At 64.7% G+C, this 26923-nt stretch carries 27 protein-coding genes; 12 read left to right on the forward strand and 15 right to left on the reverse strand.

The window, feature by feature from the left end; all coding sequences use genetic code 11:
* The first annotated feature begins 2 nt into the window (after positions 1–2).
* Positions 3–587 (forward strand): ABC-type transport auxiliary lipoprotein family protein, encoded by a 585-nt coding sequence (locus LCL94_RS09895; protein ID WP_160606163.1) that lies wholly within the window; start codon positions 3–5, stop codon positions 585–587.
* A gap of 46 nt (positions 588–633) precedes the next feature.
* Here LCL94_RS09895 and LCL94_RS09900 read toward each other — a convergent pair whose 3' ends face one another.
* The 7 genes from LCL94_RS09900 to crcB all read right to left on the reverse strand — a co-directional run bounded on the left by LCL94_RS09900 (position 634) and on the right by crcB (position 5021).
* The gene (locus LCL94_RS09900; RefSeq protein ID WP_224832058.1) at positions 634–1260 is read right to left on the reverse strand and encodes a hypothetical protein; all 627 of its coding nucleotides are present in this window, start codon (positions 1258–1260) and stop codon (positions 634–636) included.
* Positions 1261–1325: 65 nt separating this feature from the next.
* A complete protein-coding gene (locus LCL94_RS09905) occupies positions 1326–2018 on the reverse strand; it encodes an ATP12 family chaperone protein (protein WP_224832059.1) in 693 nt (230 codons plus the stop codon).
* Positions 2015–2224 (reverse strand): hypothetical protein, encoded by a 210-nt coding sequence (locus LCL94_RS09910; protein ID WP_224832060.1) that lies wholly within the window; start codon positions 2222–2224, stop codon positions 2015–2017. Before LCL94_RS09910 ends, LCL94_RS09905 begins: the two co-directional genes overlap by 4 nt.
* Positions 2217–2870, reverse strand: coding sequence for an HAD-IA family hydrolase (locus tag LCL94_RS09915; RefSeq protein ID WP_224832061.1), 654 nt, complete (start codon positions 2868–2870; stop codon positions 2217–2219). Before LCL94_RS09915 ends, LCL94_RS09910 begins: the two co-directional genes overlap by 8 nt.
* Positions 2867–3466 (reverse strand): FMN-binding negative transcriptional regulator, encoded by a 600-nt coding sequence (locus tag LCL94_RS09920; protein WP_224832062.1) that lies wholly within the window; start codon positions 3464–3466, stop codon positions 2867–2869. Before LCL94_RS09920 ends, LCL94_RS09915 begins: the two co-directional genes overlap by 4 nt.
* Positions 3466–4614, reverse strand: a complete 1149-nt coding sequence (locus LCL94_RS09925; protein WP_224832063.1) for an RluA family pseudouridine synthase — start codon at positions 4612–4614, stop codon at positions 3466–3468. Before LCL94_RS09925 ends, LCL94_RS09920 begins: the two co-directional genes overlap by 1 nt.
* The gene (gene crcB, locus LCL94_RS09930; RefSeq protein ID WP_222554481.1) at positions 4611–5021 is read right to left on the reverse strand and encodes a fluoride efflux transporter CrcB; all 411 of its coding nucleotides are present in this window, start codon (positions 5019–5021) and stop codon (positions 4611–4613) included. Before crcB ends, LCL94_RS09925 begins: the two co-directional genes overlap by 4 nt.
* Positions 5022–5225: 204 nt before the next feature.
* Here crcB and rpsU point away from each other — a divergent pair, with 204 nt between their 5' ends.
* From rpsU to LCL94_RS09970, 8 genes are all read left to right on the forward strand, one after another.
* Positions 5226–5432, forward strand: a complete 207-nt coding sequence (gene rpsU, locus LCL94_RS09935; protein WP_006834591.1) for a 30S ribosomal protein S21 — start codon at positions 5226–5228, stop codon at positions 5430–5432.
* Between the two features lie 78 nt (positions 5433–5510).
* Positions 5511–6074, forward strand: coding sequence for an FKBP-type peptidyl-prolyl cis-trans isomerase (locus tag LCL94_RS09940; RefSeq protein ID WP_224832064.1), 564 nt, complete (start codon positions 5511–5513; stop codon positions 6072–6074).
* Positions 6075–6124: 50 nt separating this feature from the next.
* Positions 6125–6427 carry an Asp-tRNA(Asn)/Glu-tRNA(Gln) amidotransferase subunit GatC gene (gene gatC, locus LCL94_RS09945; protein WP_224832065.1) on the forward strand — a complete coding sequence of 101 codons (303 nt, stop codon included), beginning with the start codon at positions 6125–6127 and terminating at the stop codon, positions 6425–6427.
* Positions 6427–7908 (forward strand): Asp-tRNA(Asn)/Glu-tRNA(Gln) amidotransferase subunit GatA, encoded by a 1482-nt coding sequence (gene gatA / locus LCL94_RS09950; protein ID WP_224832066.1) that lies wholly within the window; start codon positions 6427–6429, stop codon positions 7906–7908. The genes gatC and gatA overlap by 1 nt, the downstream gene beginning before the upstream one ends.
* Complete coding sequence (gene gatB, locus LCL94_RS09955) at positions 7899–9404, forward strand: Asp-tRNA(Asn)/Glu-tRNA(Gln) amidotransferase subunit GatB (RefSeq protein ID WP_224832067.1); 1506 nt, start codon at positions 7899–7901, stop codon at positions 9402–9404. Before gatA ends, gatB begins: the two co-directional genes overlap by 10 nt.
* Positions 9405–9414: 10 nt before the next feature.
* A complete protein-coding gene (locus LCL94_RS09960) occupies positions 9415–9873 on the forward strand; it encodes a tRNA (cytidine(34)-2'-O)-methyltransferase (protein WP_224832068.1) in 459 nt (152 codons plus the stop codon).
* Positions 9874–10003: 130 nt separating this feature from the next.
* Entirely contained in the window at positions 10004–12166 is a 2163-nt protein-coding gene (locus LCL94_RS09965) for a S46 family peptidase (protein ID WP_224832069.1), read from the forward strand.
* 106 nt (positions 12167–12272) lie between these two features.
* Entirely contained in the window at positions 12273–12509 is a 237-nt protein-coding gene (locus LCL94_RS09970; RefSeq protein WP_224832070.1) for a hypothetical protein, read from the forward strand.
* Positions 12510–12515: 6 nt separating this feature from the next.
* Here LCL94_RS09970 and LCL94_RS09975 read toward each other — a convergent pair whose 3' ends face one another.
* From LCL94_RS09975 to LCL94_RS09995, 5 genes are read right to left on the reverse strand one after another with little or no spacing between them, the layout of a single operon-like run.
* On the reverse strand, positions 12516–13049 hold the full coding sequence (locus LCL94_RS09975) for a hypothetical protein (RefSeq protein WP_224832071.1): 534 nt from the start codon (positions 13047–13049) through the stop codon (positions 12516–12518).
* A gap of 23 nt (positions 13050–13072) precedes the next feature.
* Positions 13073–13522: an META domain-containing protein gene (locus LCL94_RS09980; RefSeq protein ID WP_224832072.1), complete on the reverse strand. Its 450-nt coding sequence runs from the start codon at positions 13520–13522 to the stop codon at positions 13073–13075.
* A gap of 31 nt (positions 13523–13553) precedes the next feature.
* On the reverse strand, positions 13554–14024 hold the full coding sequence (locus LCL94_RS09985; RefSeq protein WP_224832073.1) for a hypothetical protein: 471 nt from the start codon (positions 14022–14024) through the stop codon (positions 13554–13556).
* 60 nt (positions 14025–14084) lie between these two features.
* The gene (locus LCL94_RS09990; protein ID WP_224832074.1) at positions 14085–14702 is read right to left on the reverse strand and encodes a hypothetical protein; all 618 of its coding nucleotides are present in this window, start codon (positions 14700–14702) and stop codon (positions 14085–14087) included.
* Positions 14703–14721: 19 nt separating this feature from the next.
* Positions 14722–15510 (reverse strand): hypothetical protein, encoded by a 789-nt coding sequence (locus LCL94_RS09995; RefSeq protein WP_224832075.1) that lies wholly within the window; start codon positions 15508–15510, stop codon positions 14722–14724.
* A gap of 121 nt (positions 15511–15631) precedes the next feature.
* On the opposite strand from LCL94_RS09995, the gene LCL94_RS10000 reads away from it, so the two are divergent.
* The gene (locus LCL94_RS10000) at positions 15632–16804 is read left to right on the forward strand and encodes a helix-turn-helix domain-containing protein (RefSeq protein WP_224832076.1); all 1173 of its coding nucleotides are present in this window, start codon (positions 15632–15634) and stop codon (positions 16802–16804) included.
* Positions 16805–16871: 67 nt separating this feature from the next.
* Here the strand turns inward: LCL94_RS10000 and LCL94_RS10005 are convergent, their stop codons facing one another.
* From LCL94_RS10005 to LCL94_RS10015, 3 genes are all read right to left on the reverse strand, one after another.
* Positions 16872–17177 carry a hypothetical protein gene (locus LCL94_RS10005; RefSeq protein WP_160606190.1) on the reverse strand — a complete coding sequence of 102 codons (306 nt, stop codon included), beginning with the start codon at positions 17175–17177 and terminating at the stop codon, positions 16872–16874.
* Between the two features lie 89 nt (positions 17178–17266).
* Positions 17267–20164: a M16 family metallopeptidase gene (locus LCL94_RS10010; protein ID WP_224832077.1), complete on the reverse strand. Its 2898-nt coding sequence runs from the start codon at positions 20162–20164 to the stop codon at positions 17267–17269.
* Positions 20165–20203: 39 nt separating this feature from the next.
* On the reverse strand, positions 20204–22399 hold the full coding sequence (locus tag LCL94_RS10015) for an acylase (protein WP_224832078.1): 2196 nt from the start codon (positions 22397–22399) through the stop codon (positions 20204–20206).
* A 120-nt stretch (positions 22400–22519) separates the two neighbouring features.
* On the opposite strand from LCL94_RS10015, the gene LCL94_RS10020 reads away from it, so the two are divergent.
* Positions 22520–23968, forward strand: a complete 1449-nt coding sequence (locus tag LCL94_RS10020) for an ATP-binding protein (RefSeq protein ID WP_224832079.1) — start codon at positions 22520–22522, stop codon at positions 23966–23968.
* A 136-nt stretch (positions 23969–24104) separates the two neighbouring features.
* Entirely contained in the window at positions 24105–26681 is a 2577-nt protein-coding gene (gene clpB, locus LCL94_RS10025) for an ATP-dependent chaperone ClpB (RefSeq protein ID WP_160606194.1), read from the forward strand.
* Positions 26682–26923 lie beyond the last annotated feature (242 nt).

Consider the following 26923-nt stretch of genomic DNA (forward strand, 5'->3'; position numbering starts at 1 on the left):
CGATGAACCCGACCAAGACCCTCGCGATCCTCGCCCCCGCGCTCCTGCTGGGCGGCTGCATCAGCTTCGGCGGCGAACCGCCCGAAAGCCTGCTCACCCTGACTCCGAGCGCCAGCGCGCCTGCCGGAACGGGTGGCTCCAGCGCATCTGGCACGGCCATCGCACTCGTTGACTTCGATGCGCCCGCCGCCCTCGACGTGACGCGCGTTCCTGTCCAGGTGACCGCCACCGAGCTGGCCTATCTCAAGGATGCCGTCTGGGTCGAAAAGCCCGCACGCCTGTTCCGCCGACTTGTTGCTGAAACCATCCGCACCCAGTCGGGCCGCGTGGTGATCGACGGCGACGATCCGGGTGCGCTTGCAACCAACCGACTGACCGGCACGCTGCGCCAGTTCGGCTATGACGCCACGACGTCGAGCGTGGTGGTGGTCTTCGACGCCGTGCGTCCCGGCGAGGGGCAGGCGGTCGAGACCCGCCGTTTCCAGGCAGTCGTGCCCGGCGTGACGCCCGATGTGCAGGGTGTCGGCCCCGCACTCAACCGCGCGGCGAACGATGTCGCCGCGCAGGTCGCGGAGTGGGTCGGTTAGTCCTGCGACTGGGTGTCATTTTCGGCTGACGGCCCGCTTGCGGCCCTCACGCGATGTTCGCGTTTCCGTTTCGCCGCAGGTTCCATTCTTTCCGGCTTTGAAGAGCCGAAAGCCGCGCGCGGGTGAACCTTTGCACCAGGGCGGGCAGTAGGTTGGCGCCCAGGTTGCTCGCGGTAAGCCATATCGCCCAGCCATGCCAATCGATCTGAACCGCGTAGGCTGTAGCAACCGCTCCGGCCACGAAGGCGACAAGGTGGGATCGCTCGCTCTGGAAACACTGGCGCCAGAGGGCGTCGCGCAACTCTGCATACCGGAAGACGCGGTAGTTCGGATGCCTGCTCGCAACCGCTCGATTGACGAGATCGCCATTGGTGACAAACCGGCGGAACGCAGGCACCCCGAGATATCGATAGACCTTCCCTGCGGTTTCGAATGGCCGGGTTTCATACCAGCCCGAAGGAAGAAACAGCGTGCACATGGCCAGCACCAGCGATGAGCCAAGCCAAGGCCACGCGGTAAGGGCGGGAGGGGCGACATCGAACGGGCGAAGAGGCCCAAGGGCCTGTGCCCAGAACATCAGCAAGGGACCGAGCCAAAGCCCGAAAAACCCAATCGGAATGATGTTCAGCCTGGCTGCGAGCTTTTCCGCCCCAGTCACCTCACTGGTCGTCATGTCGCTCTTATACCCGGGTTGGAGACAAAATGCGCTTGCCCGCTTGAGCCGAAAAAGCGGTAACCTTAGCCGCTGACCCGCGCAAACTCGACTGCCGCCAGGAAATCGCGCTTCCGCTTGGCGCGGCGTTCTTCCGCTTCTTCCTCGCGGCCCCAGAGATCGGCCTGCCATTCTTCCTCGAGATTGGCGGCGGCCCACAGCGCCTCGGTATCTGCATCCTCTTCCAGCGCGCCGAGACCGATGCAGAGCGAAGCCGCCAGCGATGTAAGCTGCTCGAGAGCGGCTAGCTCGAACGCACCGAGGCCTGCCAGTCGCTCGCGCAGCCTTGCCAGCGACGCTTCGGCCTGCGGCTTGTGCAGCACGCCGCTGACGCGGTGCAGGGTCACGCCCTCGCGTGCCTCGAAGGCCGTCAGCAGCGGCTCCCAAATTTCCTGCTGGCGACGGTAGAGCGGCTCTTCCGGATCGGCGCGGTAGCAAAGCGTATCGGTTTCCGCATAGCCGAGCAGCTTCTCGACCACTGGCTCGGGATCGCTTGCCACCACGTCGAGTGCATAGTCCGCCATATCGCGGAACCGGAAGGTAGAGGGATCGATTGTCTCGCCCTGCGAACGCCATTCGGCTGCGAGCATTTCCGCCAAGGCCTCGGTCGGCAGGACCTGCGGCTTTCCGCCCTGCGTCTTGATCGGTCGGCCATCAAGCTGGACCGTCCAGCCGATGTCGGTCCGGGCGACGGTCACGTCCTTGTAGAAGCGTTTCATCCGTGCTGCTTCCAGTGCTTGGCAAGGAGGACGGGAATGAAGAAGAAGTCCACCGCGCCGCCCACCAGCAGCAAGACGCCGACCATTTGCGGCCACGGCAGTGCGCCTGCGATAGCCATTACGCCAAGCAGGACCATCACCGCACCCGACAGGCGGATTATTTGAAGCAGCCAGAACCGCTGCGCGGCCTTGTCTTCGTCACTCACGGATCAGTTTCTCCAGTTCGTCCATGGTCTGCGCGACGCCCACGGCGCCTGCAGCGAGCAATTCTTCGGCCTCGTGATAGCCCCAGCCGACCCCGATCGCGCGCACGCCGATATCGCAGGCCATGTGGATGTCGAAGACCGTGTCGCCGATCATCACTGCATCGCCCGCATCGATACCCGTTTCGGCAAGTGCGGCCTCCAGCATGGCGGGATGCGGCTTTGATGGATAGCGGTCCGCGCCGTGCAGCGTGGCGAAGCGGTGCTTGATCCCGTGGGTATCGAGGCAGGAATGCAGGCCGCGGTCACTCTTTCCCGTGGCTACGCCAAGCAGCCAGCCATCTGCGTGCAGCCTCTCGAGCAGGTCGGCCATGCCGTCGAATAGCGGTTCGTGCAGGGCGCCCGACAGGCGCGTTTCGCGGAACAGTTGCTTGTAGGCCTCGACCACCTGTAGCTGGTCAGCTTCTCGCGCGTCCGCCATGAGGTGGCGCACAGCGAGCGGGAGGCTGAGGCCGACGGTGCGCCGGATGGCGTTGCGGTCGGGGGGAGGCGCTCCAACCGCCCCGAAGGCACGCTCCATCGTCTCGCACACGGCGGCCTGGCCGTCGACCAGCGTGCCGTCGCAATCGAAGATGGCGAGGCGCGTCATGTTGCAAGGCTCCGCATCAGCCGGGCAAGGGCAGGGCTGCCGCTCGTTTCAAGGCCCGTGGCAATCCGTTCGCGCTCGGCCGGAGTGCGCTTTTGCGACAGTTTCAAGGTCGGGCGCCAGGCGAGCACTTCCATTTCGAAGCCGACGATGCCCTTGAACAGGCGCGACCATGTCGCCTCGCTCGATTCATCCGCCGACCAGCCTTCGCCTTCAAGCCGTCCCTCGAATTTCCGGATGACAGCGTGAAGCAGGGCTTCGAGGCCCTCGTCGTCCATGCGCTGCACGCGGCCTTCGATTTCCAGCGCGACGTAATCCCAGGTGGGGACGGTGTCGCGCTCGTCATACCAGCGCGGGCTGATGTAGGCATCGGGGCCGTTGACGGTGACCAACGCCGCGGCCCCGTCGAGGTGGCGGGTAAGCGCATTGCCGCGCGCGAGGTGGAACTGAACCGCGCCGTCACCGGTGGACAGCAGCGGGACATGCGCCACGCGCGGCCCGTCCGGAGTGGTGTGGAAGACCATGCCGAACCCGATTTCGTCGATCAATGCCTCGAACAGGGCCCTGTCCTCGCTCCGGAACAGCGGGTTTGGATGCATCAGCGCTTGCCCTTGGGCGGTTTGGCCGGCTTCGCCCGCGGCTTGGGCTTGCTGGCCGTGGCCGCGCCGCGCCCGCGTCGCTCGCCCTTGCGCGCCTTGCGATAGTTCTTCGCGTGCTGGCGGGCCTGCTGCTTCTTTTCCTCGCGCGACTTGGGCGGCGGATCGTCGCGCATCGGCGTCGCGTCGCTGGCCTTCTCGTCGAAGCCGATCTGCTCCATGCTGGCGGCGAAGTGCTCGGGCAGCTCGGCCGTCACGTCCAGCTTTCCGCCATCGGGACTGTCGATGATCAGGCGGCGGGCGTGGAGGTGCATCTTGCGGCTGATCGAGCCGGTCAGGAAGGCATCCTTGCCGCCATACTTGCCGTCGCCGACGATCGGGTGGCCCATCGCGGCACAGTGAACGCGCAGCTGGTGCGTGCGGCCGGTCATCGGTTGCAGTTCGAGCCAGGCCGCCTTCTTTCCTGCGCTCTCGACCACGCGGTACTTGGTCTTGGCGGGCGCGCCGCCTTCATAGTCCACGTGCATCTTCTCGCCGCCCGATCCGGGCTGTTTGGCAAGCGGGGCCTCGATCACGCCTTCGCGGATGTCCGGCACGCCGACCACCAGCGCCCAGTAGATCTTCTTGGCGCTGCGGCCGGAGAACCGCTTGGAAAAGAATGCCGCGCTGCCGGGCGTGCGCGCCACCAGCAGGACGCCGGAGGTATCCTTGTCGAGCCGGTGGACGAGGCGCGGCCGCTGGTCGTCGCCCTCTTCCATATAGGCGTCGAGCAGGCCGTCGACGTGGTTGAAGGTGTTGGTGCCGCCCTGTGTGGCAAGGCCCGGCGGCTTGTTCAGGACGAGCGCCGACTTGGTCTTCTGGATGACCATTTCCGCGGCCTGCTCGATCTCGGCCGGCTTGAGTTCGCGGCGCGCCTTGGCTTTCTTGTGCGGGGCATCGCCGCCCGGGGGCACGCGGATCTGCTGGCCCTGTTCGAGCCGGTCGTCGGGCTTCACGCGCTTGCCGTCGACGCGGATCTGGCCGGTGCGCGCCCACTTGCTGACCGTGCCGAAGCCGATCTGCGGCAGGTGGCGCTTGAACCAGCGGTCCACGCGGATGCCGTCATCGTCGGGTGCGACGGTGAACTGGCGAACTTCGTCGGCGGTATTCATGCCGTCATCCTCATTAGCGCAAGACCCACCATCAGGCCGGAAATGCCGAGCGCAAAGGACAGGACGGCATAAAGCGTTGCGAACAGGTACTGGCCGCGCTCGATCAGCAGGACCATCTCGAGGCTGAAGGCGCTGAAGGTGGTGAAACCGCCCAGCACGCCGACGCCGAGGAGCAGGCGGGCCTGTTCGCTCATCGCGCCGCCGCTGCGCACCAGCCAGCCCGCCAGCAGGCCCATCAGCAGGCTGCCGACCGCATTCACGGCGAGGGTGGCGAAGGGGAATGCGCCCATGATCGGCGCGCCGAGCCACTGCGTCATGGCGCGGCCGGTCTGGTAACGCAGCGCGGCACCGACTCCGCCGCCTAGGGCGACGTAGAGCGTGGCGATGGATGGGGAGAGGGTCGACATTGCGCGCAGCCCTAGCGCCTCGCGCGGGTTTGCGAAAGGCGGCACTGCAGGCTTGCCATTTGTAGGAAGAATCCGTATGTGCGCGCCGTTCGAGCCGGTCCGAAAGGGATTCGGCGCGCTTTTCGTTGAAAGAGCGAAACCCTATTCAAGGAGGCAAACCCCGCAAATGCGGGCTCTGGCCCGATAGTCGAGGTATTGAAGTTTATGCAGATCATGGTTCGCGATAACAATGTCGACCAGGCCCTCCGCGCGCTCAAGAAGAAGCTGCAGCGTGAAGGCGTGTATCGCGAAATGAAGCTGCGTCGCCACTACGAAAAGCCGAGCGAAAAGCGCGCCCGCGAAAAGGCTGCTGCCGTTCGCCGCGCCCGCAAGCTCGAGCGCAAGCGCATGGAGCGTGACGGCATCAAGTAAGCCGTTGCCTTAGCTTCCAAGCCAAGCCATGAGGGCGCGGAGAAATCCGCGCCCTTTGCGTATCAGGACGAATTTTCCATGACCGAGATCACCCGCGTTCCCCTCCAGCCCATCGCCAAGGGCTCGCTCACCAAGCTGTGGCTGGGCGTCATCGTGGCCATCCTGATCGGTGGCGGCCTTGCCTGGGCGGCCATGCCGAAGGGTCTCGACGTGGAAGTGATTACCGAAGGCACCGGTCCTTCGCCGCAGATCGGCGACGTGGTGTTCGCGAAATACGTCGGCACGCTGACCGACGGCACGGAATTCGATCGGTCGCAGCCAAGCCCGTTCCCGCCGGGCGTGTTCCCCGACGGTACGCCGTTCCCGCTCGAGGAAAATGGCGGTCTGATCCAGGGCTTCGTCGACGGACTGCTGCAGACCAGGGAAGGCGGCAAGTACCGCATCGAGATCCCGGCCGACCAGGCCTACGGCGCGAATCCCCCCGCCGGATCGCCGATTCCGCCGAATGCTGACCTCGTGTTCGAAGTCGAAATCATCGACATCATGCCGCTGCCCGAAGCGCAGCAGCGCCTGATGCAGCTCCAGCAGCAAATGCAGGCGCAGCAGGGCCAGGCCGCTCCCGAGGGTGCGCCCGTCGAATAAGGGTGCATTGGCCGCTTGAAGCGCGCCGCTCTCGCGGCTAACGCGCGGCCATGTCCGTTACCCGAGAAGAAGTGGCGAAAATCGCCTCGCTGGCCCGCATTCGCATGGCGGATGCGGAGCTCGATCGCATGGTCCCCGAACTCAACGGCATTCTCGACTGGGTCGAGCAGCTGGGCGAGGTCGATACTGCAGGCGTGGAGCCGATGACCGCGGTCATCCCCAACACGCTGCGCCTGCGCGACGACGTAATCGATGCCGACCCCCACACCGCCGGCGGTCGCCGCGACGAGGTGCTGGCCAATGCCCCTGCCGCCGAACACGGTTTCTTCGGCGTGCCCAAGGTGATCGAATAATGACCGATTTTACGCAGCTTGGCGTCAAGCAGATCCGCGACGGCGTGGCCGGCGGCGACTTCACCGCGCGCGAAGTGGCGGAAAGCTTCAACGCGGCCGTGGCCGAAGCAGCCGAACTCAACGCCTTCATCGTTACCACGCCCGACCATGCGCTGGCTGCCGCCGACGCGACCGACGCGAAGCGTGCGAAGGGCGAAGAGCTGGGCAAGATGGGCGGCGTGCCGATCGGCATGAAGGATCTGTTCGCCACCAAGGGCGTCCAGACCACCGCCGCCAGCCACATCCTCGAAGGGTTCAAGCCCGAGTATGAAAGCACCGTCTCGCAGAACCTGTGGGACGCAGGCGCGGGCATGCTGGGCAAGCTCAACCTCGACCAGTTCGCCATGGGTTCGTCCAACGAGACGAGCTATTTCGGCAACGTCAATTCACCGTGGAAGAAAGAAGGTACCAATGCCGCGATGAGCCCGGGCGGCTCGTCGGGCGGTTCGTCCTCCGCGGTCGCCGCGCGCATTGCGCCGGCTGCCACCGGTACCGACACCGGCGGCTCGATCCGCCAGCCCGCCGCCTTTACCGGCATCTGCGGCATCAAGCCGACCTATGGTCGCTGCAGCCGCTGGGGCGTCGTCGCCTTCGCCAGCTCGCTCGACCAGGCAGGCCCGATGGCCCGCAGCGTCGAGGATTGCGCGATCATGCTCGAAGCCATGGCCGGTTTCGACCCCAAGGACGCGACCAGCCTCGACATGCCTGTGCCCAATTGGGAGGCCGCGCTGTCGGCGGACCTCAAGGGCAAGAAGGTCGGCATCCCGCGCGAATACCGCATGGACGGGACCGACGAGGAAATCCTCAAGAGCTGGGAACAGGGCAAGGAATGGTTGCGCGATGCAGGCGCCGAGATCGTCGACGTCTCGCTGCCGCACACCAAGTATGCGCTGCCTGCTTATTACATCGTCGCTCCGGCAGAAGCCTCGTCCAACCTCGCGCGCTATGACGGCGTGCGCTACGGCCTGCGCGAACTGCCCGACGGTGCAGGCCTGCAGGACATGTACGCCGCCACCCGCGCCGCCGGTTTCGGCGACGAGGTGAAGCGCCGTATTCTCATCGGCACCTACGTGCTCAGCGCCGGTTTCTACGACGCCTATTACACGCAGGCCCAAAAGATCCGCACGCTGGTCGCGCGCGATTTCGAGCAGGCGTTCACCCAGTGCGACGTGATCCTTGCGCCGACCACGCCGACCGCCAGCTTCCCGCTCGGTTCGCTCAACGAAGACCCGCTGACGATGTACCTGAACGACGTCTTCGCGGTTCCGGCCTCGCTTGCAGGCCTGCCTGCCATGAGCGTGCCTGCCATGCTAAATTCCGACGGCCTGCCGCTCGGCCTGCAGCTGGTCGGCAAGCCCTTCGACGAACAGGGCGTGCTGAACGCAGGCCTTGCGATCCAGAACCGCGCAAACTTCAACGCTCAGCCGGAGAAATGGTGGTGAGCACTTACCGTATCCAGGGCGCCACGGGCGAATGGGAGGTCGTGATCGGCCTCGAAGTCCATGCGCAGGTCACTTCGAACGCCAAGCTGTTTTCGGGCGCCAGCACTGCCTTCGGTGCTGAACCGAATACGCAGGTCAGCCTCGTCGACGCGGCGATGCCGGGCATGCTGCCCGTGCCGAACCGCGAATGCATCCGCCAGGCGGTGCGCACCGGCATGGCGATCGAGGCGCAGATCAACAAGTGGTCGCGCTTCGACCGCAAGAACTACTTCTACGCCGACCTGCCGCAGGGCTACCAGATCAGCCAGCTCTACCACCCGCTGGTGGGTGAAGGCTCGCTGCATATCGAGGCGGACGAGAAGGCCGGCATTCCCGAAGACAAGGTCATCGGGATCGAGCGCATCCACGTCGAACAGGACGCGGGCAAGCTGATGCACGACCAGCATCCGACCATGTCCTATGTCGACCTCAACCGCGTCGGCATCGCGCTGATGGAAATCGTGTCCAAGCCCGACATGCGCAGCCCTGCCGAAGCGGGCGCTTATGTCCGCAAGCTGCGCTCGATCCTGCGTTATGTCGGCTCGTGTGACGGCAATATGGAAGAAGGCTCCATGCGCGCCGACGTGAACGTGTCGGTCCGCCGCCCGGGCGAGGAATTCGGCACGCGCACCGAAACCAAGAACGTGAATTCCGTCCGCTTCGTGATGCAGGTCATCGAATACGAGGCGAACCGCCAGGTCGACGTCATCGAGAACGGCGGCACGGTGGACCAGGAAACGCGCCTGTTCGACCCGAATACCGGCACCACGCGGACCATGCGTTCGAAGGAAGATGCGCATGACTACCGCTACTTCCCCGATCCGGACCTGCTTCCGCTCGAACTGGAGGACAGCTTCCTCGAGGAATGCCGCGCTTCGTTGCCCGAACTGCCGGATGCCAAGCGCACCCGCTACGAGAACGATCTGGGCCTCACGCCCTACAACGCCCGCGAACTGACCGCAGAGGTCGAAACCTTCGCGCGTTTCGAAACGCTGCTGGCCGAAACCGCCAGGCAGATCGGCCAGCCCGAGGCCAAGGTCGCGACGCAGGTCGCCAACTGGGCGCTCTCGGTCGCACCCGGCGTCCTGAAGTCGCTCGGTGATGAAGCCGATCCGGCCAACGCCACCGCCGAAGCGCAGGCCAAGATCCTCGCCATGCAGGACAAGGGCGACATCTCCGGCGGCCAGGCCAAGGAAATCTACGAGATCGTCCTCAAGACTGGCGGCGATCCGGAAACGATTGCCGACGAGAAGGGCCTCAAGCAGGTCAGCGACACCGGCGCCATCGAAGCGGCGATCGACGCGATCATCGCGGCCAATGGCGACAAGGTGGAGGAATACCGCGGCGGCAAGGACAAGCTGTTCGGCTTCTTCGTCGGCCAGACGATGAAGGCGATGCAGGGCAAGGCCAATCCGGCGGTCGTGAACCAGATCCTGAAGGACAAGCTCGACGGTTGAGCGCAAGGCGATGACCTCCATCGTCCTCGTCCAGCCCGAGATACCCGGCAACACCGGGGCGGTGGGGCGCACCTGCGTGGCGCTCGACATGGAGCTGATCCTGATCCACCCGCTCGGCTTCGAGATTTCGGACAAGCGGGTGAAGCGGTCCGGCCTAGACTACTGGCCGCATATCTGGCTGGTCGAATTCGGCAGCTGGTCGGACTTCATTGCCGAACGGGCTCCGCGCAGCGACCAGATGTTCCTGTTCGAGGAATATGCCCCGCGCAATTTCTACGAACCGGATTACCCCGATGATGCCTATCTCGTCTTCGGGCGCGAGACGAAGGGCATTCCGGGCGAAATCGTCGAGGCGCACCGCGACCAGATGGTCAGCCTGCCGATGCGCTCGGACAAGGTCCGTTCGCTCAATCTGGCCAATACCGTTGCTGCAGCGGCCTACCAGGCGGTGCGCAGGCACATCATTTGATGCGCCGCCGCCCGTTCGTCGGGCGCATATGTCATTCGGCGAGCCCGCGCTTGCTCCAAGCCTCTGGAAAGCATAGCGCATTGGCCGTTCTTGCGCCGTTCGTGCGCACAATTGAGGGGACTGTAACTACATGCGTAAGACCGCAACGATTGCGGCGCTGCTTGCCTGCACCGCAACCGCACCGCTTGCCGCCAAGGAAGGGATGTTCACGCCCGGCCAGCTGCCCGAAATCGCCAAGGACCTGAAGGAAACCGGTCTGGAAATCGATCCCGAAGCCCTGTCGGACCTGACCGGCTTCCCCATGGGCGCCATCGTGTCGCTGGGCGGCTGTTCGGCCAGCTTCGTCTCGCCGCAGGGCCTCGTCGTCACCAACCACCACTGCGCGCGCGGTTCGGTGCAGTACAATTCGACGGCCGAGAACAACTATCTCGAAAACGGCTTCCTCGCGAAGGCGTTCAAGGATGAACTGCCCGCCGCCCCCGGCTCGCGCATCTACGTGACGACCGAGATCACCGACGTGACCGGCCGCATGCGCGACGGTGTCGATGCCATGTCCGCGACCGAGCGCTACGAAACGCTCGAGCAGCGGATGAAGGACATCACCGCCGAATGCGAGGCCGAGGCCGGCTATCGCTGCCAGGTCGCCAGCTTCTACGGCGGCGCGGAGTACACGCTGATCAAGCGCCTCGAAGTGCGCGACGTGCGCCTCGTCTACGCTCCGGCGGATTCGATCGGCAAGTACGGCGGCGACGTCGACAACTGGATGTGGCCGCGCCACACGGGCGATTTCGCCTTCTACCGTGCCTATGTCGCGCCCGACGGTTCGGCGGCAGACTATTCCGAAAACAACGTGCCCTATGCGCCCGAGCATCACCTGAAAGTGAGCGCGGCCGGGCTCGAGGATGGCGATTTCGTCATGGCCGCGGGCTATCCCGGCTCGACCCAGCGCTATGCGACGCTGGCCGAAGTGGAGAACACCTTCGACTGGTCGTACCCGACCTTCGTCACGCTGCTGAACGACTGGATCGACACGATCGAGGCAGCCGCCCCCGAAGGGTCGGATGCGCGCGTAAAGTACGAATCGCGCCTCGCCGGCCTCAACAACAGCGAGAAGAACCTGCGCGGCCAGATCGAGGGCGCGCGCCGCGTCGGCCTCGTCGACCGTCGCCGCGAGCGCGAAGAAGCGCTGGCGGCATGGATCGGCGCCGACAAGTCGCGCGCCGGTTATGGCAAGGCGATCTCGGGCCTGCAGGCTCTCACGGTCGAAAGCGCTGCCGAAGCCCGCAAAAGCTTCTGGTACAACAACGCCACGCGTCCTGCGCTGCTGTCGGCCGCCCAGCGTCTCTATCGCCTGTCGAAGGAACGCGAGAAGGAAAACGCCCTGCGCGATCCGGGCTACCAGGACCGCGACATGACCTTCTTCCGCCAGGGCCTCCAGGCGCTCGACCGCCGGTACGAGGCCTCGGTCGACAAGGCGGAATGGCTGATGTTCCTGAGCACTTACATCAAGCAGCCCGAGGAAAACCGCGTGGCTGTCTTCGACAAGGCGCTCGGCCTGACGCCGGGCATGACCACGCAGCAGCTGTCGGACAAGCTGGACGCCTATTACACCGGCACCACGCTCGACGAGACGGCAACCCGCCTGTCGCTGATGGAAGCCGATGCGGCCACCTTCGAGGCGAGCAATGATCCCTTCGTCAAGCTGGCCGTGGCGCTCTACCCCTACGAGCGCGCCAAGGAAGCCGAGGGCGAGGAGCGTGCAGGCCGTGCACAGGCGCTGCGTCCGGCCTACATGGACGCGATCATGCAGTGGCAGCGCTCGCAAGGCATCACGACCTATCCCGATGCCAACTCGACGCTGCGCGTGACATACGGCACCGTGCTCGGCGGCTCGCCGCGTGACGGCATGGCCTACCTGCCGTTCACCACGCTGGAAGGCATCCTCGAAAAGGACACGGGTATCGATCCCTTCAACGCTCCGGAAAAGCAGCTGAAGGAAATCCGCGAGAAGGATTACGGCAAGTACAAGCTCGACAGCATCGGTTCGGTGCCGGTGAACTTCCTGTCCGATCTCGACAGCACCGGCGGCAACAGCGGCTCGGCCACGCTCAATGCGCGCGCAGAGCTGGTCGGCCTGCTGTTCGACGGCACCTTCGAAAGCGTCAATTCCGACTGGGACTTCGATCCGCGCACCACGCGCACGATCCATGTCGACACCCGCTACATGCTGTGGGTGATGGACAAGGTCGACGGCGCGCAGGGCCTGATCGAGGAAATGGACATCGTCGAATAACGACCGCCCATCCGTAAATGACAAAGGCCCGCAGGAGCGATCCGGCGGGCCTTTTCATTGCTGCGCGAATGACATAGCTTCATGCCACTTCGGGGAGGGCGGTTTCATGAAGTGGGTCTTCATCGTTTTCGTGGTGCTTTACGTGGTGGCGCTGTTCCTGCTGGCTGTCGGCACTTTCGGCTGGTTCGGGCAGGAGCAGGATCCGCTTTCGGGTGTCTTCCTGATGCCCCTGGGGCTGCCGTGGAATATCCTTGGCGACAAGATCGGGCTGACGGGCGCGTGGCTCGCTATCCTTGCCCCGGCGATCAACGCTGCGATCCTGTACTGGCTCTGGAAACGCTGAGGGTGGTCAGCCGCCTGCGGGCGGCTCGACACGGCTGACAGGTGCCGCCTTGCCGAGCGCCTGCATGTGCTCGTCCGCTTCACGCAGCACGCCCATGAACTCGCGATAATCGTCGTCGAGGCAGCCATCGTTCCACGCGATCTCGGTCGTGGTGGCACCGCGCGTCAGGCGCAGCGTGCCGTAGGCCATGTCGTTCATGAAATTGTCGCAGGCGTTGAAATCGGGTGCGGGGCTCGGGAGCTTGCGCAGGATTGACTCCAGCTTGATGTAATTGGCCGCGTCGGGTTCGATCTCGTGCCAGGCCTGAGAGGCAGGCGCTGTCGGCGGCTGACCTTCCGGGCGAACGGCCTCGGTCCAGCTGCCCCCGCCATTCGGCAGGATACGCCAGGATGTGACCGGACCGCCCCAGCTCTTCACCTCGAAGACCACGAAATCCCAATCCGGCGCAGGCGGCGGCGAAGGGCTTTCCGCCCGCGCCTGGGTGCAGGATGCAAGGAAGAGGACGGATACCGTCAGCACGGTGGCATGTCTGGTTCGCATCCGCCCTCTGTTCTTCATAGCCGTCAGTTTCGCTCGAAAGCGTAAACGATCCGCGCGGTGCGGATCACGAGACCGCGCCCGTCGGGCGTCAGCGTGTAGGCGCTGGAACTCGGCAGGTCTGCAGCCAGCGCTTCACCAAACGTCGGATCGGGACAGAAAGCGCGGGTTGCCGCGACCTGCGAAATGCTGATCGAACCGTTATAGGTCTGGGGCAGCGAGGCTTCCCAGTCAGCCGATCCGCGGTTGCAATCGAGCTGCATGTTCAGTCTTCCGCCACGCTCGAACGTCAGCGTGTGGCGCGCCTGGAGCTCGGGATTAAGCCGCGTGGACGTACCCGACGTCTCTACATCGACGAGGCGCCATGTCGTGCCATTGAGCGGGTGATAGACGTTCCCGGGCAGGCTTTCGCAGCCGGCGAGCGTCAGGGCGGCAAGGCCTGCCAGCCCGAGGTTTCGCACTTTCTTCGCGGACATCATAACCTCTCCTCTAGAAGTCCTCGGGCGATCAACCGCCCGTCACCATCGCATCGACGAGCACATAGGTTTCCGGCCCGAACTTGACCGTCACCTGGTCGCCGTCACGCGTGGTTGCAAAATCCCAGCCGGCAGAACCGTCCGCCTGCGCGCTGTCGGCGCCATAGGGTTCGGTTCCGCGCAGGAAGATCGCCCGCTTGAAGCCGTCGGGCTTCGACACCTCGATCAGGTGCTGCCCTTCCTCGCCCCAATTGCGCTTGATGCCCGCCTCGCAGGTCTGCTCGGGCGCGGCATTGTCGAAGCCACACTTGAGCAGGGTGGTGGCATTGTAGTCGGTCCCGGCGACGAGCGCATCGCCTTCGCCATAGGCCGGCTGTGCAGCTTCGGTGGCGGCATCAGCAGTGGTCTTGGCCTCTGCCGGGGCTGCATTGTCCGTTTCGGCCGCGCCTCCGCATGCGGCCAGCACAATGGCAAGCCCGCCGGTTACGATGAATTTACGCATGGTTTCCCTCCGCTGGGCCGGGGCGGGGTGCGCAGAACGCCCGCCGCCCCTTACACCCGATTACATGGCGCCTTCGCTGCCCGTGTACATGATCTCGCCGATCGTCCCGTCGCGATAGGCGAGGCATTGCCACGGCGCTTCGCCGCCCTGCACGTTGATGTAGATGGCGATGGCCGCTTCCGATTCCTCGATCCGGTTGGTCCCGATCACGGGCGCACCCGTTTCGCGGCCGACCTTGGCAGCGCACTTGCTTTCGAGGCTGTTTGCGCCGCGGATCTTGATCTCGGCAGCCTTGGCCGGAGCGGGCGCTTCCGCGGGGCCGTTTTCGCCTACCGGTGAGACCATGCCGGCATTGGCATCGCCCATCGGTACGCTGACCAGCCTCACGCCTTCGACATTGCCGACGATCTGTCCGCCCACGGCTTCTGCCGCCGCTTCGCTGGGGCAGCCGACGAGGACGGCGCTGTCGTCGAGATAGTTCGAGGTCGCTTCGCTTTCGCCCAGCCGGACGCACGGATCGCCCGGATTGGGATAACCGTCGCCGAAGGGGGCGAGGCTTTCGGGGATCACCGCGAGTTCTTCTGCCGGCGCTTCGGCTTCCGACGTGTCTTCAGCCGCGCCGCCGCAAGCGGAGAGGGCGAGCGCCGAAGCGCCCGCCACGATGAATGCATACCGCATCGTCAGCTCTCCCGTCAGCTTAGCGGCACTGCGGATGGCGACCGATGTCGCGCAGGTCGTAGAAATGACCGTCGGCGATCGTCACCTGCACGCATTGGCGCGTGTCGCGGTTCCACTGGATCGAATAACGCGTGTTGCCGCTGGTGAAATTGTCCACCTGGCGGAAACCGCGCCGCTCCAGCGTGTCCATGCCGCCGGCCGCGCGCGCGCCCTGAAGGTCGGAGAATTGCGCCGTGGCATGATAGCCGCCGCGCCCGCTGTGGTAGCTGAGGTTGGCATTACGCTGGCTCACGCCAGACTGGTAGCCGTCCGAATAGGCGTTCGAGCGGTCGTAATTGTGGTAGGGCGCGTTGTGGAGGCCGTCATTGTAACCACGCTCGTAGTGGCCCTCGTCCTCGACATTGTTGTAGTGCTGCTTGTCTTCGTGGTGGTGCGACTTGTGGCTCAGCAAAGCGCCGAGGATCGCGGCACCTGCTACGGCAGCAACGGCAGCGCCCGCATCGCCCCCCTTATGGTGGCCGCAGTCCTGATCGCTGGCGTCGTTGACAGTCATAACCTGGCCGTCGCGCGATTCGACAACCACGCAGTTGTCGCCGCGTTCGTTCCACCAGTAGCTGTTGACGAAGCCGCCAGAACCCCTGTGGCTGGAGATGTTCTTGAACCCGAGACTTATGAGTTCGTTTTCGGCATTCGCGGCGGGTGCGCCATTGAGCCCGACCAAGGCGCTTGCCTTTTGGGCCAGAACCGGCGTGGCCACGAGTGCCGTGCTTGCTGCCAATGCGACAGCTGTCGCGATACGGGTTTTCATAACGATCTCCTGAGTTTCTTTTTTTGCGATTCGAAGGGCTCGTGAGACGTAATTTTTCCCTGTCTTTTTCTAACCCTTTCTGAGTCTTGCGCAGCGTATCAGAGGATTATTCCACTTCATATTGACCCTTCCTGCCAATCGATTGACATTTTCTGCCATTGCGGCACTCTCCTGCCCGTTGCGCGGAAAGGGACTGATGAACCGTCTGACGGAATCGATCGAAAGGCTCGAGGCGCTGCGGCCCGATCTCGCGTCGGCCCCCGTGCCCGTCGGCCTGACCCGCTATTGGGCGGCGAGCTTCGGCTGGCCTGAAGATTTGTGGCGCGGGACAGGTCTGACTGCAGAAACCTATTCGACGGAAGATATCTCGGTCGCCGATGACCTGCGGATGATTGGCAATCTGATTGAGTTGCACGGCGAGGAAGCACTGATCCGCAAATTCCTCGATTGGCCTTACGTCCCCCACGAGACGATTGTGTTCAGCGCTCCGGACCTTGGCGCTGCGCTCGAAGCCGTTGTGGGGATCATCAATCGCACCAATCCGCAACTGCACCTGCAACTTGCCGACGACGGAGCGTGGTGCGACATATTCATCTCCGCCGATCCCACGCTCGGGCAGTTCCGCGGCTTCGTGGAGGTGATCACGACCCTGTTCGTGCTGCGCATTGCCGATTCCTATGCGCGCTTCGGACCGTCCGGTGATGGCCTGAAGAGCTCGCCCTATGTGGAAGCAGTGCATGCGGACCCGCTCTTGCTGCAAGCCGTCAACGGGCTTGTTCCCGCAAGCATCAGGAGAGGGGCGGAGCGAACTTTCGTCCGGCTGGAGACAACGGCCCTCAGGCTGGCGAACCCCGGTTATCGCGCGTCGACTTGGCAGGATCTGCTGCGCGAGATTGGCGGCAGGGAAGGAGCAGCGCACCAGCAGGGCGGCGATCTCGAGGGCGAGATTACTGCGCTTGTGCTTGCATCGCTGCGCGAACGCGGTCGCGTGCCGCAGATGAGTGAACTAGCGCAGGCGAGAGGGACGTCGGTCCGGTCGCTTGCCCGGCAACTGGCTGCCAGCGGGATATCCCTGCGCGACCTTTCGGGTCATGCGATTGTGCAGGTGGCGGCGGAGAAGCTGCGCTCGACCGACCTCCCGGTATCCGAAATCGCTCTGAGCCTTGGCTATTCCGAGCCTTCCAGCTTCGTCCGGGCGTTCCGCAAGGTAGCGGGAATGACGCCGGGCAAGTGGCGTACGCTGGCCTGCGCGGCCGGGGACCAAGATGCCTCGCCATTGCGGCGGGCAGGATAGCTCGCAAGAGAAAAGGGCCGCCGGATCGCTCCGACGGCCCTTTCGATAAGGCAGATGCCCGAGGGGATTAGCCCTGGCGCTCGCCGGTCAGCGGCATGTCGCCGAATGCGCCGGCATTGACCTTGCCGGTCAGCTGGCTGCCGTCCACCGTGGCGGTGCAGGTCAGCGTCATCGGCATGGGCACGGTCATGTCCATCTTCCAGTTCAGCGTATTGCCGTCGATGGTGCCGTCCTTGACGTCCATCGAGCCCATGCCGCCGGCCATCGAGCCGGTGAAGCTGGAGCCATCGTCACCCGGAACGACAGTGAAGGTGCCCTTCTGGTCGCCCATCGGGCTCTTGACGATGGTGTCATAGGTACCGGCTACGGACATGCGTATTCTCCTCAATTGGCTGGCCCGCACCTGCGGGCCGAAACGGTGGTGGTGACATCGGCGCTACTTACACCGATGTCAACAAGGGCTTACTCCTGCGGCTCGATGACTTCGACCTCGAGGCCGAGGCTTTCGAGCTGCGGTTCGACGACCTTGGCGTCACCGACCACGATATAGACCATGTCGCCTTCGTCCAGGTTCCGGCGCGCTTCTGCATCGAGTTCGGCAGCAGTCAGCTTGCTGAAGAACTGCGCCCGGGTCTCGTAGTAATTGTCCGGACGGTTGTAGCGCACGATGTTCACGAGGCCGCCGAGCACGTCGCCCGCCGTCTCGAACTGGCCGGGCAGCTCGCGCATGTTCGAGTTCACGATCCGCTCCAGCTCGTTCGGCTGGACACCGCGGGCAGCGACGAATTCGTTGATCTCCTTGCGGATCTCGCTGATCGAATCGCCGGTCCGGTCCGACTGAACCGGTGCACGCACGCCGTAATAGACGCGGTCGAAGGCGTTGCCGACGCCGCTACCGGCGCCATAGGACCAGCCCTTGTCTTCGCGCAGGTTCATGTTGATGCGGGCCAGGAAGCCGCCGCCCAGCGCCTCGTTCGCAGCCGACAGGAGCGTGATGTCCTGGTCACGGCCGCGCAGGTCGAGGACCTGTGCGCCGTAGATCACCGACTGCGGCGAATTGGGGCGGTTGACCAGCACGATGCGCTGTTCCGGCGCCGGGATGGCGACGTTGTAGAGCCGTTCCGGCCTGGCCGTCGCAGGTGCCTTCCAGTCCCCGAAGCTTGCTTCGAGCAGGCGGGTCACTTCGGCCAGCGAGGTGTCGCCGACCACGTAGATACGGGCATTGTCGGGACGCAGCCAGGTCACGTGGAACTGGCGCAGGTCGGCTTCGGTCAGCGACTTCAGGCGATCGGCAGAGCCGAGACCCGATGCCGGCAGGCCGTAGGGATGCGAACCGAAGACCACCTGCCGCGCGGTGCGGTCGGCAATCGAGTTCGGATCCTTCAGCTCCGACGACAGGCCGTTGAGCAGGCGGGCCCGCTCACGCTCGATCACATTGGCGCGCAGGCCGGGCGAACGGATGGTTTCCGCCAGCAGTTCGAGCGAGGGAGCCAGGTTCGGGGCCAGCGCAGCGACACCGAAATTGGTGAAGTCGGCATCGAAGCCTTCGTAGATCGAGGCGCCGAGGCGTTCCTGCGCGATGGCATATTCGGTCGCGTCGAGACGCTCCGTGCCTTCGCCCATCACCGCCAGCAGCAGGCGCTGCGTGCCGAGCGTGGCAGCGGTTTCGGCTGCACGACCGGCGTTGAACTCGACCTGGACCTGCACCGTCGGAACCGCATCGCGGTGGGCGAAATAGACCTCCATGCCGTTCGACAGCGTGGCGCGTTCGATATCGGGGAAGTCGAGACCGGCCAGCGGGGCCAGTTCGGGCAGCGTGTCGCGATCGGCCTGCATCGTGGTGGCGATGCCCGACAGGTCGCAGCTTTCCTCGGCGCAGTAATTGGCCTGCGCGATGTCGGCCAGCGAATCCGGACCGGTGATCGCGCCGCCGCGGTTTTCGCCGCCTTCGGTGCGTTCGCCCGGGTTGTAGACGAGGTTGAAGACCGGGCGGGTCAGCCACTTTTGCATCAGGCCCTGGACCACTTCAGGCGTAGTCGCCGCCATCTGCTCCAGCTGCTTCTCGACATAGCCCGCATCGTTCATGAACAGCTCGCCCGAGGCCAGCTGCGGGGCCTTGCCGCCGAAGCCGCCGACCGATTCAAGGCCGCGGATGACGCCTGCCATGGTCGAGACCTTGGCACGTTCCAGTTCGTCGGCCGTCGGGCCGGTGGCGATGTAGCTGGCGATCTGCGCATCGAGCTTTGCGGCTACTTCCGCCGGATCGACGCCCGGCTTTACGTCCGCCTGGACGATGAAGACGCCTGCATCTTCCAGCGTGAAGTTGAAGCTGCTGACCGACACGGCGACCGGGTCTTCGCGGACCAGCGCATTGTCGAGACGCGAGCTCGACAGGCCGCCGAGCACGGAGGAGGCGAGGTTCATCGGAACCGATTCAGCCGAGTTCGAACCCGGCACGGTCCACATGCGATAGAGGCGCGTGGTCGAGATCTGGTCGGTGACCGTCTTGGTCTTCGATTCCGCCAGCGTCGGGACGGTGACGGTGGGGTGGCTCACTTCGGGGCCGCGCTCGATATCGCCGAACCACTTTTCGACCTTGGCGCGGGCGGTCGCCGCGTCGATGTCGCCGGCCAGCACGAGGACGGCGTTGTTCGGGCCGTAGTGATCGGTGAACCAGCTGCGCACGTCGTCCATGGACGCAGCATCGAGGTCACCCATCGAACCGATGGTGGAGTGGTGGTAGCGGTGGCCCTTGGGGAAGAGGTTTTCGAAGATTTCGTAACGCAGCAGGCCGAAGGGGTTGTTGTCGCCCTGGCGCTTTTCGTTCTGGACCACGCCGCGCTGGTTATCGAGCTTCTCCTGCGTGACCGCGCCGAGCAGGTGGCCCATGCGGTCGCTTTCGAGCATCAGCACGCGGTCGAGCGCGCCGGTCGGCACGGTCTGGAAATAGTTGGTGCGGTCGGGGTTGGTGGTCCCGTTCACATCGGTGCCGCCCATCTGCTGAATGTATTCGAACCAGTCAGCCGGGGCGTTTTCCGTGCCGTTGAACATGAGGTGTTCGAACAGGTGGGCAAAGCCGGTCTTGCCCGCCGGTTCGTGCTTCGAACCGACGTCGTACCACACCGAAACGCCGACCAACGGCGCCTTGCGGTCTTCGTGGACGATGACAGTCAGGCCATTGTCGAGGACGAACTTTTCATACGGAAGGTCGACTTCCGCGACCAGCGCCGACAGCGGAGCCGGCTCGAAGGCAGCGGCTTCTGCTGCGGGAGCGGCCGCCGATTCCACGGCCGGGTCCGAATAGGTCGAGCAGGCCGATACGGCGAGCGCGATGATGCTGGTCGAAATAACGCGTTTCATGTTGCAGTCCCCTGGAAATTCATAAGTGTTCGTAATCTATTAGCGGCGATTGGTCACCGTCTTGCGACTCTTGGCATTTTGCAGCACGTCCTCGCGCCAGAAGTGCACCGGCTTCAAGCGGTGCTGGACGAACAGCGTAGATTGGTCTGCGTAATGCGGTGAAGCAGGGCGCGTGGTGGCCGCGCCATAGGGCTGGATCGAGCGCGAGCGGACCCGCTTGCCCTTTTCCCATTCTACCCACTGGATGAAGCTGTCACCGTGCTTGACCGACAGTCGCCCGTCCGCCTCCACGTTCCACAGCGTCGAGGCGCGCAGCGTGTCCGAACCCCCGTCGAGCGGCAGGTCGACCTCGCCCTGACGCAAGCGCAGCACTTCGCCCATCGGCGGGTCGATCCGCCCGAAATGGGTGGTGAGATGGGCAACCGCCTTTTCCAGTTCGGCGCGCACATCGGGCCACGGCTTGTTCTGGTAGGACGAGGACATGAATTCGCGGATCATCAGCAGCGCCAGCGCATCGGCGCGGCCCACGTTGTCGGCGGTGAAATCCCATTGCATCAGCAGGGCACGCGCTCGCGACAGCGCAGGATCGTCCGACAGGTCGAGCTTTTCCAGATCGTCCCACAGCCGCGCGACGTAATCCTCGCGGGCATAGCCGGTGTCGTACTTGATCCGCTCCAGATTGGCGCGGTCGAGCACGTCTGTCTCACTAAGCAGCTTCCATGCCCGGCGTGAACGATTGGTCTGTTTCAACTCCACGCCCAGTTCGGGCGCGAAGTCGCCGGGCGACAAATCGCTACCCGGCCCCGCAGCGGTGAAGGGGGCATTGTTGGCATTGTAGAGCCAGCCCGACGCCGGGTTCACGAGCCGCGGCAGCTTCTCGTAGTCGACAGGGCCGTCCCACAGGAGTTCGGGATCGTCGCCCGCCAGGATGCCGCGCCAGTTCGGTCCCGGCCGGCGGTCGGGCAGGGCGGCATTGTAGACATAGGCGATATTGCCCTCGCGGTCGGCATAGATGAAATTGGTCGACGGGATGTCCATGCGGGCAAGGATGCTTTCCCATTCCGCGAGGGTCTTCGCCTTGTTGAGCCGGTAATAGGCATCGAGCTGGCCGAGGTTGTCGATCCCGCCATAGCGGAAGGCGAAGGCGCCGTTCTCGTTCTTGATCACCGGCCCGTGGACCGAGCGGAACACCTCGCGCTGGATCGGCAGGACGATCGGACCGAGACGGACAGGCAGGGTGACCGTGCGGCTTTCAAGGTCGCGCCATTCGTCGGCGAAGCGGTAACGCGTGCCGGTCTCGTCGAGTTCGAGCTTGTAGACGTCGACCATGTCGGGCGTGTTGACCGTGTTGGTCCAGCCGAGGTCCTCGTTATGGCCGAGGAAGGGGAAGGGCGAGCCGGGGAAATTGGCCCCGGCATAGTGCCAGCCTTCCTCGCTCTCCACGACCAGCTCGTACCAGGCGACCCCGCCGCGCCAGGGCTGGTGGCTGTTGGAGATCAGCGTGGTGGGGCCGCCTGACTTTTCAGGCGTGACGGCAAAGGCATTGGAGCCGTTGTGAGCGCCGTCGGGACCGAAGGGAGAATAGGCAATCTTGTCGGCGCTTTCCTCGGTCGGCTGGTCCGTCGACCCGCGCGGGAAGCCGGGAATGTCGGGGCCGAATTCGGGGCGCAGGTCGTCGCCCGCCACCAATGGCTCGATCACCCCGTTGAGGCCGAAGAAGAATGGCTGGCGCAGCGCAAAGCCTGCAGCCACGTCCATGCCCGCCACGGGAAAGAGGTTGCCGAGCTTGATCTCGTCGGGGTTCTGCTCGGCATAGTCGTTGAGGCCCGCGGCATAGGCTTCGAACAGCGCCCGCGTATCGGCGGGCAGTTCGGGATAGCGGCGTTCTGCCGTGCCGCGCGCGTCGAGCAGGTGGTAGACGTAATCGACCGCCGCGCCTTCCTGTCCGGCAATCGCGCCGTAGCGGCCGCGTGCCATCGCGATCACGTCCTGCAGGGTCGAGAAATCGTCTTCCGAATGAGCGATGGCGACACCATAGGCCACGTCGCGGTCGCGCTTGCCGTAGATATGCGGCACGCCGAACTCGCTGCGAATGATTTCCGCCGTGTAGACCTCGGCCGGCGGGTCGACTTCGGCCCCGCGTGCCCAGAACGGTTCCCAGGTCGCCAGCGTGATGAATGCAGCGACGACGATGAACAGAAGGGCAAATCCGATCCGCCCGACCCATTTGGCCATGAATGACAATCCTCTCTCGGCCCTTCGCCTAGCGGCCTGCGACGAACGGTGCAATCTCGCTGGGCAAAACCGCCGCGCGGCTATTTCGTTAACGGGATTCGGCTGGCTAGCCAGAGCCTTGTGACCACCAGCATCACCATCGGCAATGAATCGTCCGGCAAGCCGGTCCTCTTCGATATCGAGGAGCTGCTTGCCACGCGCCTGCTCGTCCAGGGCAATTCGGGCAGCGGCAAGTCGCACCTGCTGCGCCGCCTGCTCGAGGAAAGCGCAGGGATGGTGCAGCAGGTCGTGATCGACCCGGAAGGCGACTTTCCCTCGCTAGCGGAAGAATTCGGCCACGTGGTGATCGACGGCTCGGCCTATTCGCCGGCGGAGATCGAGGCGCTGGCCCGCCGCATCCGCGAACACCGCGCCAGCGTGGTGCTCGACCTCGACGGCCTCGAGGTGGAACAGCAGATCCGCTGCGCCGCACAGTTCCTGACCGCGTTGTTCGATGCCCCGCGCGAGCACTGGTATCCGGTGCTGGTGGTGGTGGACGAGGCGCAGATGTTCGCGCCTGCCGTGGCGGGCGAGATCGCCGAGGACACGCGCCGCATGACATTGTCGGCCATGACCAATCTCATGTGCCGCGGCCGCAAGCGCGGTCTGGCCGGCGTGGTGGCGACGCAGCGGCTGGCGAAGCTGGCGAAGAACGTCGCGGCGGAAGCCTCGAACTTCCTCATGGGCCGCACCTTCCTCGATATCGACATGGTCCGCGCCGCCGACCTGCTCGGCATGGAGCGGCGGCAGGCGGAACGCATCCGCGAGCTGGAGCGCGGGCATTTCCTCGCGCTCGGCCCGGCAATCACGCGCCTGCCGGTGGCGGTGAAAATCGGTCCGGTGAAGACGGGGCTCAAGGCCCGCGCCGAAGGGCTCATTGCGCTGCCCGACACGGCGCCTGCCGACATGGCCGACCTGCTCACCCGTGACCTTGCCAGCGATGTCGCCAAGGCGCCGCCGCCTCCCGCACCGCCGCCCGCGCCGCGCGTGGAGGAGATGGAGGACAGCATTGCCCGTGCAGAAGAACGCCAGCTGGATGCGCCGAAGCCCGGCGTGGACACCTCCGCCGTCGTCTCGCGCATAGCGGAGATCATCGCCGAACTGGCCGCAGAAGAAGGCATCGCCTTCCAGTCCGCCAGCGCGCAATACCAGACCTTCCTCACCCGCTGCCGCCGCGAGCGGCTGATCGGCCCCATGCCCGACATGCAGGCCTTCCGCCGCAAGTTCGCGGTTGCAGGGGCAGGCCTCGCCGAACTGGACGAGGCGACGCAGGCGCAGATCATGCACCTGTCGGGCATGGTCGACGACGATTTGCTCGGTCCGTTCCTCGTCATCGCCAAGGCCGCCCATGCGGGCGAGACCGAGGTCGACGAGGACGCGCTCGCACGCGCCTACGGCACCAGTTCGCCGGGCCGCATCCGCCGCCTGCTCGACCATCTCGAACGCCAGGGCCTGATCGTGGTGCGCGAGGATTTCGGCGGCAGCCGTACCGTCATGGTGCCAGGGCTGGAAGGCCAGCCGGCAGAATAATTTTCGCCTTGCCTCTCGCCAAGCGAAGAGGCACCCCTATATTCGAGTAACACACCTCGCGATTTTTGCGGGGGAGGGCTTGTGTTGCATAATCGCAACACCATATTCGAGCGGTAATTCTTACTGAGGGACCAGCATGAATCTCGAGAAGTTCACCGATCGCGCCAAGGGTTTCCTGCAAAGCGCGCAGACCGTGGCAATCCGCATGAGCCACCAGCGCATCTCGCCGCTGCACCTGTTGAAGGCACTGCTGGAAGACAGCGAGGGCATGGCCGCGCAGCTGATCCAGCGCGCTGGCGGCAACCCTGGCGTGGCCATTACCGAAGTCGACACCGCGCTCGGCAAGGTGCCGTCTGTGTCGGGCGGCGGGGCGCAGCAGACGCCAGGCCTCGACAATGATGCCGTGCGGGTGCTCGACCAAGCGGAACAGCTGGCCGAGAAGGCGGGCGACAGCTTCGTGCCCGTGCAGCGCCTGCTGCAGGCGCTCGCGCTGGCGGACAATGACGCCGGCCGCGCGCTGAAGTCGGCAGGCGTGGATGCCAAGTCGCTCGAAGCGGCCATCCAGGAAGCGACCAAGGGCCGCGCCGCGCACAGCGCCAGCGCCGAAGAGAGCTATGACGCGATGAAGAAGTACGCGCGCGACCTCACGCAGGCGGCGCGCGACGGCAAGCTCGACCCCGTGATCGGCCGCGACGAGGAGATCCGCCGCACGGTGCAGATCCTCGCCCGCCGGACCAAGAACAATCCCGCCCTCATCGGCGAACCCGGCACTGGCAAGACCGCGATTGCCGAAGGCCTCGCGCTGCGCATCGCCAATGGCGACGTGCCCGACAGCCTCAAGGGCCGCACGCTGATGGCACTCGACATGGGCGCGCTGATTGCGGGCGCGAAGTATCGCGGCGAGTTCGAGGAACGCCTCAAGGCGGTGCTAGACGAAGTGAAGGGCGCCGAAGGCCAGATCATCCTGTTCATCGACGAGATGCACACGCTGATCGGCGCGGGCGCGTCCGAAGGCAGCATGGATGCGGGCAATCTCCTCAAGCCCGCCCTGTCGCGCGGTGAGCTCCACTGCATCGGTGCGACCACGCTCGACGAATACCAGAAGTATGTCGAGAAGGACCCCGCGCTGCAGCGGCGTTTCCAGCCGGTCTACATCGACGAGCCCACGGTCGAGGACACGATCTCGATCCTGCGCGGCATCAAGGACAAGTACGAGCTGCACCACGGCGTGCGCATCACCGACGGTGCGATCGTCGCGGCGGCGCAGCTGTCCAACCGCTACATCCAGAACCGCTTCCTGCCCGACAAGGCCATCGACCTGATGGACGAGGCAGCTTCGCGCATCCGCATGGAAGTGGAGAGCAAGCCCGAGGAAATCGAAGGTCTCGACCGTCGTATCATCCAGCTGCGGATCGAGGAGCAGGCACTGCAGAAGGAAACCGACAGTGCCTCCAAGGACCGCCTCGAGGCGCTGCGCAAGGAGCTGTCCGAACTCGAACAGCAGTCGTCGGAGCTGACCACCCGCTGGCAGAACGAGCGCGACAAGATCCATGCCGAAGCGCGGGTCAAGGAAGAGCTCGACCAAGCACGGCTGGAGCTGGAACAGGCGCAGCGCGCGGGCGATCTCGCCAAGGCGGGCGAACTGCAATACGGCCGTATTCCCGAGCTCGAGAAGAAGCTCGAGGAGGCAAGCGGCCACACCGACAACGCCCTGCTCAAGGAAGAAGTCACCGAAGACGACATCGCGGGTGTGGTCAGCCGCTGGACCGGCATTCCCGTCGACCGGATGATGGAAGGCGAGCGCGAGAAGCTGCTCGACATGGAAAACATTCTCGGCAAGCGGGTGATCGGCCAGAGCCAGGCGATCGATGCGGTGTCCAAGGCGGTGCGCCGTGCGCGCGCCGGCCTGCAGGACCCCGGCCGTCCGCTGGGCAGTTTCCTGTTCCTGGGCCCCACCGGCGTCGGCAAGACCGAACTGACCAAGGCGCTCGCCGGATTCCTGTTCGACGACGACAGCGCGATGGTGCGCATCGACATGAGCGAATTCATGGAGAAGCACGCGGTCGCCCGCCTGATCGGCGCGCCTCCGGGCTATGTCGGTTACGAGGAAGGCGGCGTCCTGACTGAAGCCGTTCGCCGCAGGCCCTATCAGGTGGTGCTGTTCGACGAGGTCGAGAAGGCGCACACCGATGTCTTCAACGTGCTGCTGCAGGTACTCGACGACGGGCGCCTGACCGACGGGCAGGGCAGGGTGGTGGATTTCAGCAACACGCTGATCATCCTCACTTCCAACCTCGGCAGCCAGTACCTCGCCAATCTCGACGACGGCCAGAAGGTCGAGGATGTCGAGCCGCAGGTGATGGACGTGGTGCGCGGGCATTTCCGGCCCGAGTTCCTCAACCGGCTGGACGAGATCATCCTCTTCCACCGCCTTGCGCAGGAGCACATGGCGCCGATCGTCGATATCCAGGTGGCGCGAGTGCAGAAGCTGCTCAAGGACCGCAAGATCGTGCTCGACCTGACGGATGGCGCGAAGAAGTGGCTTGGCCGCGTCGGCTACGATCCGGTCTACGGCGCAAGGCCGCTCAAGCGCGCCGTCCAGCGCTATGTACAGGACCCGCTGGCCGACATGATCCTGTCGGGCAAGGTGCCCGATGGATCGACCGTCCGGATCGACGAAGGCGACGGGCAGCTGGACATGAAGGTGAGCTGATTTCGATGGGCGGGGCGCACAAGTCCCGCCCGTCATGAAGCTGCAAAATCCGCAGTGATTCGCGGGATTTCTTCAATTCGCGAAAACCGGCCACGCTCGCTCGCGAAAGAAAATTCCAGATCAGTTGCAATAATTAGACTGATAATTGCGCATAGGTTTGCACGGCTTCACCTGACCGCCAGATTAATGTGGGATTTACGCAACATCCGCTTCAAATCCGCGTGGGCGCTTTGACACTTGCG

The organism is Qipengyuania gaetbuli (genome assembly GCF_020171365.1).
In the GTDB taxonomy this organism is placed as follows: Bacteria; Pseudomonadota; Alphaproteobacteria; order Sphingomonadales; family Sphingomonadaceae; genus Qipengyuania; species Qipengyuania gaetbuli_B.